The 15,365-nt window shown below is 56.9% G+C and carries 13 protein-coding genes; 12 read left to right on the forward strand and 1 reads right to left on the reverse strand.

What is annotated here, in order from left to right; genetic code table 11:
- Positions 1 to 82 precede the first annotated feature (82 nt).
- From QN378_RS08020 to QN378_RS08040, 5 genes are all read left to right on the forward strand, one after another.
- On the forward strand, positions 83 to 1,702 hold the full coding sequence (locus tag QN378_RS08020; RefSeq protein WP_322201662.1) for an ArnT family glycosyltransferase: 1,620 nt from the start codon (positions 83 to 85) through the stop codon (positions 1,700 to 1,702).
- A 403-nt stretch (positions 1,703 to 2,105) separates the two neighbouring features.
- Positions 2,106 to 2,477 carry an ArsC family reductase gene (locus tag QN378_RS08025; RefSeq protein ID WP_323549422.1) on the forward strand — a complete coding sequence of 124 codons (372 nt, stop codon included), beginning with the start codon at positions 2,106 to 2,108 and terminating at the stop codon, positions 2,475 to 2,477.
- A 48-nt stretch (positions 2,478 to 2,525) separates the two neighbouring features.
- Complete coding sequence (gene dapD, locus QN378_RS08030; RefSeq protein ID WP_323549421.1) at positions 2,526 to 3,560, forward strand: 2,3,4,5-tetrahydropyridine-2,6-dicarboxylate N-succinyltransferase; 1,035 nt, start codon at positions 2,526 to 2,528, stop codon at positions 3,558 to 3,560.
- A 68-nt stretch (positions 3,561 to 3,628) separates the two neighbouring features.
- A complete protein-coding gene (locus QN378_RS08035; RefSeq protein WP_323549420.1) occupies positions 3,629 to 4,834 on the forward strand; it encodes a cysteine desulfurase in 1,206 nt (401 codons plus the stop codon).
- Positions 4,831 to 5,244 (forward strand): SufE family protein, encoded by a 414-nt coding sequence (locus tag QN378_RS08040; protein WP_323549419.1) that lies wholly within the window; start codon positions 4,831 to 4,833, stop codon positions 5,242 to 5,244. Before QN378_RS08035 ends, QN378_RS08040 begins: the two co-directional genes overlap by 4 nt.
- On the opposite strand, the gene tcdA is transcribed toward QN378_RS08040, so the two are convergent.
- Positions 5,220 to 6,050, reverse strand: coding sequence for a tRNA cyclic N6-threonylcarbamoyladenosine(37) synthase TcdA (tcdA, locus tag QN378_RS08045; protein WP_416350628.1), 831 nt, complete (start codon positions 6,048 to 6,050; stop codon positions 5,220 to 5,222). The genes QN378_RS08040 and tcdA overlap by 25 nt on opposite strands.
- 280 nt (positions 6,051 to 6,330) lie before the next feature.
- On the opposite strand from tcdA, the gene QN378_RS08050 reads away from it, so the two are divergent.
- The 7 genes from QN378_RS08050 (at position 6,331) to QN378_RS08080 (ending at position 15,356) form a co-directional block, all read left to right on the forward strand.
- The gene (locus tag QN378_RS08050) at positions 6,331 to 8,919 is read left to right on the forward strand and encodes a glycosyltransferase (protein WP_323549417.1); all 2,589 of its coding nucleotides are present in this window, start codon (positions 6,331 to 6,333) and stop codon (positions 8,917 to 8,919) included.
- Positions 8,920 to 9,036: 117 nt separating this feature from the next.
- Positions 9,037 to 10,188, forward strand: coding sequence for a succinyl-diaminopimelate desuccinylase (dapE, locus tag QN378_RS08055; RefSeq protein ID WP_322201648.1), 1,152 nt, complete (start codon positions 9,037 to 9,039; stop codon positions 10,186 to 10,188).
- On the forward strand, positions 10,188 to 11,033 hold the full coding sequence (locus tag QN378_RS08060) for a putative RNA methyltransferase (RefSeq protein ID WP_323549428.1): 846 nt from the start codon (positions 10,188 to 10,190) through the stop codon (positions 11,031 to 11,033). The genes dapE and QN378_RS08060 overlap by 1 nt, the downstream gene beginning before the upstream one ends.
- Before the next feature lie 40 nt (positions 11,034 to 11,073).
- Positions 11,074 to 11,451 carry a hypothetical protein gene (locus QN378_RS08065; RefSeq protein ID WP_323549416.1) on the forward strand — a complete coding sequence of 126 codons (378 nt, stop codon included), beginning with the start codon at positions 11,074 to 11,076 and terminating at the stop codon, positions 11,449 to 11,451.
- Positions 11,452 to 11,644: 193 nt separating this feature from the next.
- Positions 11,645 to 14,140, forward strand: a complete 2,496-nt coding sequence (gene plsB, locus QN378_RS08070) for a glycerol-3-phosphate 1-O-acyltransferase PlsB (protein WP_322201644.1) — start codon at positions 11,645 to 11,647, stop codon at positions 14,138 to 14,140.
- A 62-nt stretch (positions 14,141 to 14,202) separates the two neighbouring features.
- Positions 14,203 to 14,601, forward strand: a complete 399-nt coding sequence (locus QN378_RS08075) for a YbaY family lipoprotein (protein ID WP_322201642.1) — start codon at positions 14,203 to 14,205, stop codon at positions 14,599 to 14,601.
- A 65-nt stretch (positions 14,602 to 14,666) separates the two neighbouring features.
- On the forward strand, positions 14,667 to 15,356 hold the full coding sequence (locus tag QN378_RS08080; protein WP_322201640.1) for a DUF4197 domain-containing protein: 690 nt from the start codon (positions 14,667 to 14,669) through the stop codon (positions 15,354 to 15,356).
- Positions 15,357 to 15,365: the final 9 nt, after the last annotated feature.

Here is a 15,365-nt window from a genome sequence, read left to right on the forward strand (position 1 = left end):
CGGGTACTGACCCTTTGTGCGTCCGGTGCCCGTTAGAGTTCAAGCTGAAGCGCAGCAACGTTTTGCTATATGGAGATACCCTTTGCCGTTTCTACCTCAGACTCAGCCCTCATCGGCCTCTTTGGCAACAGTGCGCTGCCAGTCCATTATCTTGGGGGGGCTGGCACTCCTGCTATTTGTCGTGGGTAACTATGAACAAGCCACGATCGGATTCGACTCGCGCTTTGTAATTTTTGCTCAAGAAATGTTGCGTCACGGCCCAAGTTTTTTTCCCACAACCTATGGCGAGCCTTATCCAGACTATTCCGCCACATCAACTTTCTTTATCTACCTGCTCTCGCTGCCGTTTGGCCGAGTGATAAGCCTCACCGCATGGCTTCCGACCGCGATCGCATCGGCGATTTTGGTTGCGCTTATTTATCGCTTGGTGGCCGCGCACTCTCGGTCTTGGGCACTGGTCAGCGTAGCCCTGCTGCTGCTGAGCAATACCTTTATCACCGAGACCCGCGCCATATCCCTGGACCAAATGCTCGCGACCGTATCGTTCGCCGTATTTTATCTGGGCTATGCTGCCGATCACTTTGGTGCGCGTCGGCGCATAGGTCTGATTCTCGCGCTTATAGTGCTGGGCTTTGCTATTCGCGGCCCCATCGGGCTGGTCGTTCCTACCGGCATGCTGTGCAGTTACTACGTGCTGAATGGACAATGGCGACGAATGCTCATATTCGGTCTGCAAGCGGCGGTATTGCTGGCGATCTGCATGGGAATGCTACTGCTGTTTGCCAAGATCAGCGGCGGTCAACAGTTCCTTGATGAAGTGGTGCGCATGCAATTCACTTCACGTATGGACGGTACTGAAGGCACCAGCAGTACTTTCTATTACTTCAGCAGTTCGATGGGCAACTATGCGCTGGCATACCCAATGGCGATTTTGGTGCTAGCGGCCATCATCGTTCGTGGTCGGCAGCCCCTTACACCAGCGCTGCGACTGGTAATGCTTTGCACTGCAGCCGGACTGATTGTCATGATTGGCCTTTCAATTCCGCAGGCGAAAAAAGCTCGCTACATGCTGCCGATGGTGCCAATGGCAGCGATCGTCGCAGCTTATCCGTTTCAAATGACCCAAGGGCGCCTGCTCGCCTTGTTACGGGGGTTGCTCCAGATACTTTGGCTGCTGATGCCGAGTGCGTTGATTGCAGGATTGTTGGTGGCTCGCCATCGTTTCGCCGACCAGCTGACATCGATTAGTGGAATCACTTCAGTGCTTGTGGTGCTGCAAGTGATTGCGTTAGCCGCCTTGTTCAAAGCCCGGTGGCGTGTTGCAAGTCTGGCAACGTGCGCGGTACTGGCGGTGTGGATGAGTTTTATCTGGGTTTATGAACCCGTTCAGCGTGCAGCCTACGACACGCAAGGCTTTAGCGTAGCGGTTCATGACCTGATCCAGCATGATCCTGCGCCGCTCGCCCTATATGGAATGCCCAAGGATGGAAAGGCCATCAAGTTCGTGGTCAACATCCCCGACGGCCTGAAGCCGATCTTCATTGCTTCTCCGGATGAATTGGCGGCGGTGAAAGGACCGGTTTACGTGGTGATCGCCAAAGATATATATCAAGCGCTGCCGGATAGCCGCCTGACGGCCTTGCCGATTTTGCTTAGCAGTCAATTTGATAAGGATGACTACCTGCTGTTTCGTCTACCTTGAATGTTTATAAACGGCGTATTTGTTCCGTGGCAGCGCGGCATTGGAATAGGCCCGCATTTCTTGGGGCGCTCAAGCTATAACTATCGCGGCCGCAGCCGTCGCCGCAGCGCGGACCCAGATCGCCGCGACCAGTGCCTCATTACAAAGCGCTTCCGGAGCCCTGCTAAGAGCGTTGACCGAAGAGGGTTCAAGCATCGCCGGCCAGATGGTTAGCACCAAGGCATGAGGCGCAGGCAGCACGATGGGTGAATAACCCAGTCACAGTGAAAAGCCCGGCAACCCCCGCCGGGCTTTTCACTGTTCGATGTGCGCCCCGCACCTTACCGAGACAGCCAAGGCACTGAATGGAACGACGTGGCATAATCATTCGCTGATTTTTTGGGCAAAGTGGGGAGTTTCGAGGATGGACAATTCCTCCAGTAATAATAAAGGCGTACACCTTTATGGAATCAAGGCCTGCGACACCATGAAAAAGGCGCGCACCTGGCTTGATGATAACGCCGTCAGTTACGACTTTCATGACTACAAAACGGTCGGCATCGACCGTGAGCACCTGACTCAGTGGTGCGATGAGCATGGCTGGCAAGTGGTTTTAAACCGGGCAGGAACGACCTTCCGCAAACTCGACGACGGACAAAAAGCCGATCTCGATCAAGCAAAGGCGATCGAACTGATGCTCGCACAACCGTCAATGATCAAGCGCCCGGTGCTCGATCTTGCCGACAAAACCCTGGTTGGCTTCAAGCCCGATGTATACGGGGTGGCCTTCAAGTAAGCCAAAGCGCTGCTTGAGCCCCCTTTCCAATAAGTTAGAGGTATTCACATGTCTACTACCCTGTTCAGCCTGGCCTTTGGGGTCGGCACTCAAAATCGTAAAGGCGCCTGGCTTGAAGTGTTCTACGCCCAGCCGTTGATTAATCCGTCTGCCGACCTGATCGCTGCCATTGCACCCGCACTGGGCTACACCGGTGGCAATCAGGCCGTCGCCTTCAACACCACCCAGGCCTCGCAACTGGCCGAAACGCTAAAGAATATCGATGCAGGCCAAGCGGCCTTACTGACTCGCCTGGCCGAAAGTCACAAGCCATTGGTCGTCACCTTTCTGGCTGAAGACACAGCATTGACCTCGACGCCTGAGGCTTACCTCAAGCTACATTTGTTGTCACATCGCTTGATCAAGCCACACGGCCTGAATCTGGCTGGCATTTTCCCATTGCTACCCAACGTCGCCTGGACCAACCAAGGCGCTGTGGACTTGGCTGAATTGGCTGAGCGTCAACTGGAGGCGCGCCTCAAGGGCGAGTTCCTGGAAGTGTTCTCGGTGGACAAATTCCCGAAAATGACTGACTACGTGGTGCCAACCGGCGTGCGTATCGCTGACAGCGCGCGGGTACGCCTGGGTGCTTACATCGGCGAAGGCACCACCGTGATGCACGAAGGTTTCGTCAATTTCAATGGTGGCACCGAAGGTCCGGGCATGATCGAAGGCCGCGTCTCGGCCGGGGTATTTGTCGGTAAGGGTTCGGACCTGGGCGGCGGTTGCTCGACAATGGGCACCTTGTCGGGCGGCGGCAACGTAGTGATCAAGGTCGGCGAAGGCTGCCTGATTGGCGCCAATGCAGGAATTGGCTTTCCATTGGGCGACCGCAACACCGTGGAAGCCGGTCTGTACGTAACAGCCGGAACCAAAGTCGCACTGCTTGATGATAAGAACGAGCTGGTCAAAGTGGTCAAGGCCCGTGAGCTGTCGGGTCAACCGGACCTGTTGTTCCGTCGTAACTCACAAACGGGCGCCGTGGAATGCAAATCCCATAAATCAGCCATCGAACTGAACGAAGCGCTGCACGCTCACAACTGATCTAATGTCGTATTCAGGGTCAACACCGCGCAAGTGAGTTAGGCCCTGATCCTTCGAGCTGAATAACCATGCTTTTGCCCTCTCCTTGGCGCGCTGACTTTCCAGCCATCGCCGCACTGCAACAGCAAGGCCAGACCTATCTGGACAACGCCGCTACAACGCAAAAACCTCAGGCGCTGCTCGACGCGCTGAATCATTACTACGTCAACGGCGCCGCCAATGTGCATCGGGCACAGCACCTGCCGGGGGCGGCTGCCACGCAAGCGTTTGAAAACAGCCGGCGCAAAGTTGCCCAATGGTTGAACGCCGGCGATGACGCACAGATTATTTTTACCCACGGCGCGACGTCGGCATTGAATCTGCTGGCCTACGGGCTTGAGCATCGCTTTGAAACCGGCGATGAGATCGTTGTCTCTGCGCTGGAGCATCACGCCAACCTGCTGCCTTGGCAGCAACTGGCACAGCGTCAAGGGCTTGAACTGGTGATTTTGCCCCTCAATGCTCAGGGGCTTATTGATTTGGTTGCCGCCGCCGAACTGATCGGCCCCCGCACCCGCTTGTTGGCGACCAGCCAATTTTCCAACGTGCTCGGAGCTTGGCAACCACTGCCAGAATTACTGAGCATGGCCAAGGCTCACGGCGCGTTGACCGTCGTCGACGGCGCACAGGGTGTGGTGCATGGCCGACACGACTTGCAGGCCCTAGGCTGCGACTTCTACGTATTTTCAAGCCACAAACTCTATGGCCCGGACGGTGTTGGCGTCTTATACGGCCGCGATGAGGCTTTGACGCAGTTGCGTCATTGGCAATTGGGCGGCGAAATGGTGCTGACCACGGACTACCACAGCGCAACCTTTCGCCCTGCGCCGCTGGGTTTTGAAGCGGGCACTCCGCCGATTGCCGGAGTCATCGGGCTTGGCGCGACCCTCGACTATTTGAGCAGCCTCGACCACGGTGCAGTGCTGGCCCATGAAGCCGCGCTGCACCGGTTATTGCTGGAGGGTTTGAACAGACGCCAGGGCGTGCGGGTGCTGGGTGATCCACACATGGCGTTGGTCAGCTTCGTGGTCGACGGCATCCACAATGCCGATCTGGCGCACCTGTTGACCGAGCAAGGCATTGCAGTCCGAGCCGGGCACCATTGCGCGATGCCTTTAATCAAAAGCCTTGGCCTGACCGGCGCGATTCGCGCCTCTCTGGCGCTGTATAACGATTCCAACGACGTGCAGCGCTTTTTCGATGCGCTGGATCAAGCATTGGAGTTGCTGCGATGAACCTTCCACCCGAGGCCCAATTAGCCCTGGACACCTTCAATCAACCGCAAAGCTGGGAACAACGCGCGCGGCTCTTGATGCAATGGGGTGAACGTTTGCCTGGGTTGAGCGACGACGAAAAGATCGAAGAGCACCGCGTACACGGCTGCGAAAGCCAAGTGTGGTTGTTGGGCACCCTCACAAGCGGTCGCTGGCAATTCCGTGCCGCCAGCGATGCGCGTTTGATTCGGGGCTTGGTGGTCCTGTTATTGGCGCGGGTCAATAACCTGCCGACAGAGGACTTGCAGCAGGTTGATTTAGCGGACTGGTTCAAGCAACTGGGGTTGAGCCGCCACTTGTCACCGTCACGCAGCAATGGGTTGAACGCAGTGTTGCAACGGATGCGTCAGCTGGCTTGCGTCACGGCCTGAATCGGCTTTATCCGTTCCGACGGGCGTCTTACCCCGGCAACAATCTTGTCCACTGCTTTGGTTGCCGCGACCATACCGAACGTCGCCGTGACCATCATCACCGCGCCGAACCCGCCGGAACAGTCGAGCTTCACGCCGTCGCCGACGAAGCTTTTTTGCAGGCAAATACTGCCATCGGGTTTCGGGTAACGCAGCTGCTCGGTGGAGAACACGCACGGCACACTGTAGTGGCGAGTCATAGTCCGCGAGAAACCGTAATCCCGGCGCAGGGTCGAGCGCACTTTGGACGCCAGTGGGTCATTGAACGTGCGATTGAGGTCGCAGACCTGGATCAGCGTCGGATCGATCTGCCCTCCCGCACCGCCAGTAGTAATGATCTGAATCTTGCGGCGCTTGCACCAAGCGATCAGCGCCGCCTTGGCGTTGACGCTGTCGATGCAATCGAGCACGCAATCGATGTTCGGCGTGATGTACTCGGCCATGGTTTCGCGGGTCACGAAATCACCGACGGCATGAACCACGCAATCGGGGTTGATCGCACGCAAGCGCTCGGCCATGACCTCGACCTTGGCCCGACCGACCGTGCCCGCCAGTGCATGCAGCTGGCGGTTGCTGTTGCTGAGGCAAACGTCGTCCATATCGAACAAAGAGATTTCGCCGACCCCGCAACGGGCAATCGCTTCCGCCGCCCACGAACCGACTCCGCCGACGCCAACGATGGCTACATGCGCCGCACGTAACCGCTCCAGGCCATCGATGCCATACAGACGGGCGACGCCGGCAAACCGCGGATCTTCTGTGTTCATGACCATAACCCCAAAACCGGCGCGCATTATAGGGCGGTATACCCGGGAGAGCATCTTTATCCGGACAAACCGCAATCTGTAACCGCGCCGCCCGCTGTAGAAGCCAACCTGTTGGCGAGGCGTCGTGCCTGACACGCCGCAGTGTCTGGTTCTCGCCAACACGTTGGTTCCTACAGATCCGTCCTCCAGCCGAAATTCGCGAAGACGCGCGCCCCCCTCCCCTGCTTTAATAGGCGCAACACACTTAGTTACATTGCAATCTTTGGAACCAGACGTATTTATGTCATCGCGTAAATTTGGACTCAACTTGGTGGTTGTCGTTGCAATTGCCGCGCTGTTCACCGGTTTCTGGGCGCTAATCAACCGCCCGGTCACTACTCCTGACTGGCCTGAGCAAATTTCAGGCTTCTCTTACTCTCCGTTCCGACCGGGGCAAAGCCCACAGGAAGGCATCTACCCGTCCGACGATGAAATGCGTCAAGACCTGGAGTTGATAAGCAAGCAGACTGACAGTATCCGCACCTATTCGGTGGACGGTTCCCTTGAGGATATTCCTAAGCTGGCGGAAGAATTTGGCCTACGCGTAACCTTGGGCATCTGGATCAGCCCCGACGAGCAGCGTAACGAGCGCGAAATTACCCGGGCCATCGAACTGGCGAACACGTCGCGCAGTGTAGTTCGCGTGGTGGTGGGTAACGAAGCCCTGTTCCGCCGTGAAATCACCGTCAAGCAACTCAGCGTGCTGCTGGACAGGGTTCGTGCGGCGGTTAAGGTGCCGGTAACGACGTCGGAGCAATGGCACATTTGGGAGAAATACCCGGAGCTGGGCAAACACGTTGACTTGATCGCCGCGCACATTCTGCCCTACTGGGAATTCATCCCGGTGGACAAGGCGGGTCAGTTCGTCCTCGACCGCGCTCGTGAACTGAAAAAGATGTTCCCGAAAAAACCGCTGTTACTTTCTGAGGTTGGCTGGCCGAGTAACGGCCGTATGCGCGGCGGTTCCGACGCGACCCCAGCAGATCAAGCGATTTATCTGCGTACGCTGGTCAACAAGCTGAACCGTCAAGGCTACAACTACTTTGTGATCGAAGCGTTCGATCAGCCGTGGAAAGCCAGTGATGAAGGTTCGGTGGGCGCGTATTGGGGCGTGTACAACGCCGACCGCCAACAGAAATTCAACTTCACCGGACCCGTTGTCGCAATCCCTCAGTGGCGAGTTCTAGCCATCGGATCGGGGGTATTGGCATTATTGTCGCTAGCGCTATTGCTGATCGACGGTTCGGCGTTGCGCCAACGCGGTCGAACCTTCCTGACCTTCACCGCGTTCCTCTGTGGATCAGTGTTGGTGTGGATCGGTTACGACTACAGCCAGCAATACAGCACCTGGTTTAGCCTGACGGTTGGCTTCTTGCTGGCGCTCGGCGCACTGGGCGTGTTCATCGTATTGATGGCCGAAGCGCATGAACTGGCCGAAGCCGTCTGGACCCATAAGCGTCGCCGTGAATTCTTGCCGGTGGAAACCGACAACGCGTACCGACCCAAAGTCTCGGTCCATGTGCCCTGTTACAACGAGCCGCCAGAGATGGTCAAACAGACCCTCAACGCTTTGGCGGCCCTCGATTATCCGGATTTCGAAGTCCTGCTCATCGACAACAACACGAAGGACCCTGCGGTCTGGGAACCGATCAAGGCGCATTGCGAACTGCTCGGTCCACGCTTTAAGTTTTTCCACGTGGCACCTCTGGCCGGCTTCAAAGGCGGCGCGCTGAATTACCTGATTCCGCATACCGCGCCAGATGCCGAAGTCATTGCCGTGATCGACTCCGATTATTGTGTCGATCGCAACTGGCTCAAGCACATGGTGCCGCACTTCGCCGATCCGAAAATCGCCGTGGTGCAGTCGCCGCAGGACTACCGCGACCAAAACGAAAGCACCTTCAAGAAGCTTTGCTACTCGGAATACAAAGGCTTCTTTCATATCGGCATGATCACCCGTAACGACCGCGATGCGATCATCCAGCACGGCACCATGACCATGACCCGCCGATCGGTGCTTGAGGAACTGGGCTGGGCTGATTGGTGCATCTGTGAAGACGCCGAACTGGGTCTGCGGGTGTTCGAAAAAGGCCTGTCTGCGGCCTACGCCCATAACAGCTATGGCAAGGGCCTGATGCCGGACACGTTCATCGACTTCAAGAAACAACGTTTCCGTTGGGCCTATGGCGCAATTCAAATCATCAAGCGCCACACGTCAAGCCTGCTGCGCGGCAAAAACACACAGCTGACTCGCGGTCAGCGTTATCACTTCCTCGCGGGCTGGTTGCCGTGGGTGGCAGACGGCATGAATATTTTCTTCACCTTCGGTGCCTTGTTGTGGTCTGGAGCGATGATAATCGTGCCGCAACGGGTCGATCCACCGCTGCTGATCTTCGCGATTCCGCCACTGGCACTGTTCGTGTTCAAGGTCGGCAAGATCATTTTCCTTTACCGCCGCGCGGTGGGCGTCAACCTTAAGGATGCATTTGCCGCAGCCCTGGCAGGCCTTGCCTTGTCGCATACCATCGCCAAAGCGGTCTTGTATGGGTTCTTCACCACCAGCATTCCATTCTTCCGCACACCGAAGAACGTCGACAGCCACGGCCTCTGGGTAGCGATTTCCGAAGCACGGGAAGAATTGTTCATCATGCTGCTGTTGTGGGGCGCCGCGCTGGGTATCTGCTTGGTCCAAGGCCTGCCAAGCGCCGATATGCGTTTTTGGGTGACCATGCTGTTGGTGCAATCGCTGCCGTATCTGGCCGCATTGATCATGGCCTTCCTTTCATCCCTGCCTAAACCGACACAGGTGGTAGAGCCTACGTCGGCCTGAGATTAATACGGGCGGTATTAAACGGCGGCCTTCGGGCCGCCGTTTTGCTTTAAGCTATGCGCCTTTTAAGCACCCTAAAAAACCTAGGTTTACTGCGCTTTAACCGGAGTTTTGTACATGACGGCCCCAGCCGAACTTTCGCCCACCCTTCAACTCGCTTGCGACTTGATCCGTCGTCCATCGGTGACCCCGATCGACGCGGACTGCCAGACCGTGATGATGCAGCGCCTGGGCAATGCCGGCTTCGCGCTGGAACCCATGCGTATCGAAGATGTGGATAATTTTTGGGCCACCCACGGCCATCAGGACGGCCCGGTATTGTGCTTCGCTGGGCACACCGACGTGGTGCCGACCGGCCCGGTTAAAGCGTGGCAAAACGATCCGTTCAATGCCTTGATCGACGAACACGGCATGCTCTGTGGACGTGGCGCAGCTGATATGAAAGGCAGCCTTGCATCAATGCTGGTGGCAACAGAACGCTTTGTCGGCGAATACCCGAACCATAAAGGCAAGGTTGCCTTCCTGATCACCAGCGACGAGGAAGGCCCAGCGCATCACGGCACTAAGGCAGTGATCGAGCGCCTGGTGGCGCGCAAAGAACGCATGGACTGGTGCATCGTCGGCGAACCGTCGAGTACCACCTTGGTCGGCGATGTCGTGAAAAACGGCCGACGCGGTTCGTTGGGCGCCACGCTGACAGTACGCGGGGTACAGGGCCATGTTGCCTACCCGCATTTGGCAAAGAACCCGATTCATCTGGTGGCTCCGGCTTTGGCCGATCTGGTGGCTGAGCACTGGGACAACGGCAATGCATTCTTTCCGCCGACCAGTTTTCAAATTTCTAACCTGAACGCCGGCACCGGCGCGACCAACGTCATTCCTGGCGATCTGGTTGCAGTGTTCAACTTCCGCTTCTCTACCGAATCCACCGTCGAAGGCTTGCAGCAACGGGTTGCGGTCCTGCTCGACAAGCACGGTCTGGACTATCACGTGGAATGGGCGCTGTCCGGCTTGCCATTCCTGACCGAACCGGGCGATCTGTTGGATGCGGTCTCGGCCAGCATCAAGGCCGTCACCGGTCGCGAGACCAAAGCCTCCACCAGCGGCGGCACCTCCGATGGACGTTTTATCGCGACCATGGGGACTCAGGTGGTCGAACTGGGGCCGGTCAACGCCACGATTCATCAGGTCAATGAGCGCGTACTGGCCGCCGACCTCGACGTGTTGACCGAGATCTACTTCCAAACGCTGGTCAAATTACTCGCATGATGCTCACCTGCCCGATTTGCTCAGCAGCCCTTAGCGACGCCGATAACGGCGTCGTTTGCCCCGCCGGTCACCGCTTTGACCGCGCACGCCAGGGTTATCTGAATCTGCTACCGGTGCAGCATAAAAACAGTCGTGACCCTGGCGATAACCAAGCCATGGTCGAAGCCCGTCGCGACTTTCTCAACGCTGGGCATTACACACCGGTGGCCAAGCGTTTGGCCGAACTGGCAGCGGAGCAGGTTCCAGCGCGTTGGCTGGACATCGGCTGCGGCGAAGGCTATTACACCGCGCAAATCGCCACGGCGCTGCCCGAGGCCGACGGTTACGCACTGGACATTTCCCGTGAAGCGGTCAAGCGTGCATGCCGCCGCGATCCCTCACTGACGTGGTTGATCGCCAGCATGGCGCGAGTGCCACTGCCGGATGACAGCTGCCAGTTGCTGATCAGCGTGTTCAGCCCTTTGGACTGGAATGAAGCCAAGCGCCTCATGACACCGGGCGGCGGGCTGATACGGGTTGGCCCAACCAGCGGACATCTGATGGAGCTGCGCGAGCGTCTATACGACGAAGTACGCAATTACGCCGATGACAAGCATTTGGCCCTGATCCCGGAAGGCATGCAGTTGCACCACAGCGAAACACTGGAATTCAAGCTGACCCTGGTTGACGGTCAGTCACGCGCCAACCTGCTGGCGATGACGCCTCATGGCTGGCGAGCCAGTGCCGAACGCCGGGCCAATGTGATTGATCAACCAGAGCCGTTCGAAGTGACGGTCTCCATGCGCTACGATTATTTCGTGCTTGAGCCCTTAGCTCATCTACAAGCACCGAACACGACACCCTGAATCCGCGAATGGATTTTTTTCAATTTTTGACGAGGCATCCATGCGCCAACCTGATATCGAAATTTATCTCAAAGACCACGACGTCGATTACAAAGCTGTAGCCGCCTGGCTGAGTGGTGCCATCGGCCCGTGCAGCGAGTGGGAAAAGAAAGGCCAAACCTACAAATGCATCGCGGGCGACATTGCAGTGACCTGGCTGCCTAAAGCCGTCGGTAAGTGGAACAGCCTTTACCTGGAAAGCGACCAGACCCCGTGGGAAGACGACATCGCCTGCGCCCGTGCCGCCTTTGCCGCACTGAGCGTCGAAGTGCGTTGCGCACCAGGCACTTGGATCGAAGAAGAAAGCGACGAAACCGCCGACCGCTGGATCCGCATCAGCAGCGACGGCGAAGAAAAAATTGTTTGGCACACCGCTTGATCTGGTGATGCTCATGACTTCTTGCAAATATCTTTAGCGAACCTGTTGACGAGGCATTTTCACAGTAAAATCGCGTCGTCCGCTTCGTCAACACGTTGTTACTTAACGGGTCCGGACTAACGACCCTCTTTTGCCCATCCCGACCATATACGGCACACTGTCCGCCTCGTTTTTACTATGCAGCAGATACCGTATGACCCGCTCTCCGCTCCGCCGTCTTGTGTTTGGCACCTTGCGCCGATTGTTGTACCTCTGGGTTCGCTCGGAAACTATTAATCAATCGTCGTTCACCCTCAACCTCGACCGCAGCCGACCGGTGTTCTATGTTCTGCAATCACCGTCCCTGAGTGATCTCGCGGTGGTCGACACCGAGTGCCGCAAAGCCGGCCTGCCTCGGCCGATCCTGCCGGTAGCCGTGGGCAACTTGCTGGAGCCTGCTGCGTTTTTCTACCTGACCCCCGAGCCTGACTGGCTTGGCCGTCAAGACAAACGCGGCGCACCGCCTACCTTGGAACGGTTGGTCAGCACCATCACCCAGAACGCCATAGAGGATGCTCAGATCATCCCGGTCAGTGTGTTTTGGGGCCAGTCGCCGGACAGCGAATCCAGCCCATGGAAGTTATTATTCGCCGACAGTTGGGCGGTTACCGGGCGTCTGCGCCGATTGGTCAGCATCCTGATTTTAGGGCGCAAAACCCGCGTACAGTTTTCGGCACCGGTTCACCTGCGCGAGCTGATCGACGAAAACAAAGGTTACGAACGCACATTGCGCATGGCCCAGCGCATTTTTCGGGTGCATTTCCGCAACCTTAAAACCGCTGTAATCGGCCCCGATTTGTCCCACCGCCGGACGCTGGTGCGTGGCCTGTTGGACGAACCGCTGGTGAAGCAAGCGATTCTCGAAGAGGCCGAACGGTCTAACATCACAGAAGCCAAAGCCCAAACGCAAGCGCTGCGTTATGGCAACGAAATCGCTTCCGACTACAGCTACTCCGTCATTCGCTTCATGGAAGTGGTGCTGAGCTGGTTCTGGAACAAGATCTACGACGGGATCAAGGTCAGCCACATCGAAGGTGTACAAGCAGTGGCTCCAGGCCATGAGGTCATTTATGTCCCGTGCCATCGCAGCCACATCGATTACCTGCTGCTGTCGTACCTGCTGTTTCGCAACGGTCTGACGCCACCCCATGTGGCTGCCGGTATCAACTTGAACATGCCAGGCATCGGCGGCCTGTTAAGACGCGGTGGCGCCTTTTTCATGCGCCGTACCTTCAAGGGCAATCCTTTGTACAGCTCGGTATTCAACGAATACCTGCACACGCTGTTCACCAAAGGATTTCCGGTCGAGTATTTCGTTGAAGGCGGTCGTTCGCGAACCGGGCGCATGCTGCAGCCTAAAACCGGCATGTTAGCGATCACCCTGCGCAGCTTCCTGCGCAACTCGCGAATGCCAATTGTGTTTGTGCCGGTTTACATCGGCTATGAACGCGTACTAGAAGGCCGCACGTATTTGGGCGAGTTGCGCGGTGCGAGCAAAAAGAAAGAATCCATTTTCGATATCTTCAAAGTCATTGGTGCGCTGAAGAAACAACGCTTCGGCCAAGTGTCGGTCAACTTTGGCGAGCCGATCAAACTGGCTGAATTCCTTGACCATGAACAACCCAATTGGCGTGACCAAGAACTTGGCCCGCTCTACCGACCTGCCTGGTTGAACGAAACCACTCACCGTCTCGGCCAGCGCGTGGCGCAGCACCTGAACGAAGCCGCCGCAATTAATCCGGTCAATCTGGTGGCGCTGGCATTGTTGTCTACCAACAAACTGGCGCTCGATGATCAGGCCATGACCCGGGTGCTGGACCTGTACCTGACGCTGCTGCGCCGAGTGCCTTATTCGCCGCACACCACTTTGCCGGAGGGCGATGGCAAGGCGCTGATCAGCTATGTAAAGGGCATGAACTTGTTGTCGGAACAAGCCGACGCGCTGGGCAAAATTCTATATTTGGATGAACAAAACGCAGTTCTGATGACCTACTACCGCAACAATGTGTTGCACATCTTCGCCCTACCCTCCCTGTTGGCGAGCTTTTTCCAAAGCGCGTCGCGCATGAGCCGCGAACAAATCCTGCGCTACGCCCGCGCGCTGTACCCGTATTTGCAGTCTGAGTTATTCATTCGCTGGCCGCTAAACGAGCTGGACGCGGTCGTTGATCAATGGCTCGAAGCCTTGGTAGAGCAAGGTCTGTTGCGCTTGGAAAATGAAGTTTACTTGCGTCCGGCGCCGAGTTCGCGGCAGTTCGTGCAGCTGACGTTACTGTCACGCGCCATTGCCCAGACGTTGCAACGCTTCTACATGGCAATCTCACTGCTGCTCAACGGCGGTCAAAACAGCCTCAGCGCCGAAGAACTGGAAGACCTGTGTACAGTCATGGCGCAACGGCTGTCGATTTTGCATGGGCTCAATGCACCAGAGTTCTTCGATAAAAGCCTGTTTCGGCACTTTATTCAGAACCTGCTCGACTTGGGGGTGCTGCGCAAAGACACCGCAGGCAAGCTCAGTTATCACCCGTTATTGGGAGAACTGGCGGAGGGCGCAGCCAAGCGCGTACTGCCCGCCGAAATCCGTTTATCGATTCGCCAAGTGGCACTACACCGCAGTGAAGATGTTTCAGAGGCTGACCCTGCCGGATAAATCCGTTAGATTCCTGTCGGTGGCGTCAGGCTTCTTCTGCCGCCACTCGTATGGAGATTGCGATGAAAAAACTTTTACTCGTATTGATAACCACCGTGCTCGGCGCCTGTGCCCAGCAGCAACCCATGAATCAAGCCAGCCTTAATGGCGAGGTTTTTTACTTGCAACGCATTGCCTTGCCACCAGCCGCAACCATGACCGTGAGCCTGCAGGACATTTCCCGGGCCGATGCGCCGGTGGTGATTCTGGCCCGACAAACGGCCCCGGTAAAAGGCCAGGTACCGCTGCCCTTTTCCCTGGCTTACGATCCAAAGCACGTTCAACCCGGCCACCGTTATTCGGTCAGCGCGCACATTGAACTCGATGGCAAGTTGCTGTTCATCAGTACCGAGCAGCATGGCGTACGATTGGATGGACAAGATCCAAAGCCGCTGCGGATTCGTCTGGACTCAGTTCAGTAACACCTTGGCGTTGGCCCACGAGTCCGCGCCGTTTGCTTAAATCGATTTTTTAAAAGGATATTTGCATGCTCCGCCCTTCCGTTGTCTACGCAGGCCTGTTCGCGTGCGTACTGTTTTCGGCCAATGTCCTCGCCGTGGCGTTGACCGATCTGTCACAGTCGGATGCCGGCGGCGGTCTAAAAGACGCACTGACCCAAGGCGCACAAATCGCCGTCAAGGAGCTCGGTGTTCCCGGTGGCTTCAGTAACAACAAAGAGGTGCGTATCGAGTTGCCGGGTGCTCTCGGCAAAGTCGCAAAGAAGATGAAGCAATTCGGCATGGGGGCACAAGTTGATCAACTGGAAGCCAGTATGAACCAGGCTGCTGAAGCTGCCATGCCTCAAGCACAGGCGTTATTGGTAGATGCCGTGAAAAAGATGAGCATGTCCGATGCCAAGGGCATCCTTAGCGGCGGCAGTGACTCAGCCACCCAATACCTGAGCAAGACCAGCCGCGATCAGATCCGAGCCAAGTTCCTGCCTATCGTCAAACAAGCGACGGACAAAGTCGGCGTGGCGCAGAAGTACAACTCTTTTGCAGGACAAGCTGCCGCATTGGGTGTCGTCGACGCTAAAGATGCCAACATCGAAGGCTACGTGACCGAACAGGCGCTCAATGGCCTGTTTAAAATGATCGGCGAGCAAGAAGCCAGCATCCGCAAAAACCCGGCCGCGGCGGCGACCAGTTTGGCGAAGAAAGTGTTTGGCGCGCTGTAACTCAACGTT

The sequence above is a fragment of the Pseudomonas sp. 10S5 genome (assembly GCF_035019745.1).
In the GTDB taxonomy this organism is placed as follows: Bacteria; Pseudomonadota; Gammaproteobacteria; order Pseudomonadales; family Pseudomonadaceae; genus Aquipseudomonas.

What these genes read in the sequence shown, in the direction of transcription:
- QN378_RS08040 (WP_323549419.1), top strand. Translation starts at nt 4,831, where the DNA reads ATGAACCTTCCACCCGAGGCCCAATTAGCCCTGGACACCTTCAATCAA.
- QN378_RS08025 (WP_323549422.1), top strand. Translation starts at nt 2,106, where the DNA reads ATGGACAATTCCTCCAGTAATAATAAAGGCGTACACCTTTATGGAATC.
- QN378_RS08035 (WP_323549420.1), top strand. Translation starts at nt 3,629, where the DNA reads ATGCTTTTGCCCTCTCCTTGGCGCGCTGACTTTCCAGCCATCGCCGCA.
- tcdA (WP_416350628.1), bottom strand. Translation starts at nt 6,050, where the DNA reads ATGAACACAGAAGATCCGCGGTTTGCCGGCGTCGCCCGTCTGTATGGC.
- QN378_RS08060 (WP_323549428.1), top strand. Translation starts at nt 10,188, where the DNA reads ATGCTCACCTGCCCGATTTGCTCAGCAGCCCTTAGCGACGCCGATAAC.
- dapE (WP_322201648.1), top strand. Translation starts at nt 9,037, where the DNA reads ATGACGGCCCCAGCCGAACTTTCGCCCACCCTTCAACTCGCTTGCGAC.
- plsB (WP_322201644.1), top strand. Translation starts at nt 11,645, where the DNA reads ATGACCCGCTCTCCGCTCCGCCGTCTTGTGTTTGGCACCTTGCGCCGA.
- QN378_RS08075 (WP_322201642.1), top strand. Translation starts at nt 14,203, where the DNA reads ATGAAAAAACTTTTACTCGTATTGATAACCACCGTGCTCGGCGCCTGT.
- QN378_RS08065 (WP_323549416.1), top strand. Translation starts at nt 11,074, where the DNA reads ATGCGCCAACCTGATATCGAAATTTATCTCAAAGACCACGACGTCGAT.
- dapD (WP_323549421.1), top strand. Translation starts at nt 2,526, where the DNA reads ATGTCTACTACCCTGTTCAGCCTGGCCTTTGGGGTCGGCACTCAAAAT.
- QN378_RS08080 (WP_322201640.1), top strand. Translation starts at nt 14,667, where the DNA reads ATGCTCCGCCCTTCCGTTGTCTACGCAGGCCTGTTCGCGTGCGTACTG.
- QN378_RS08050 (WP_323549417.1), top strand. Translation starts at nt 6,331, where the DNA reads ATGTCATCGCGTAAATTTGGACTCAACTTGGTGGTTGTCGTTGCAATT.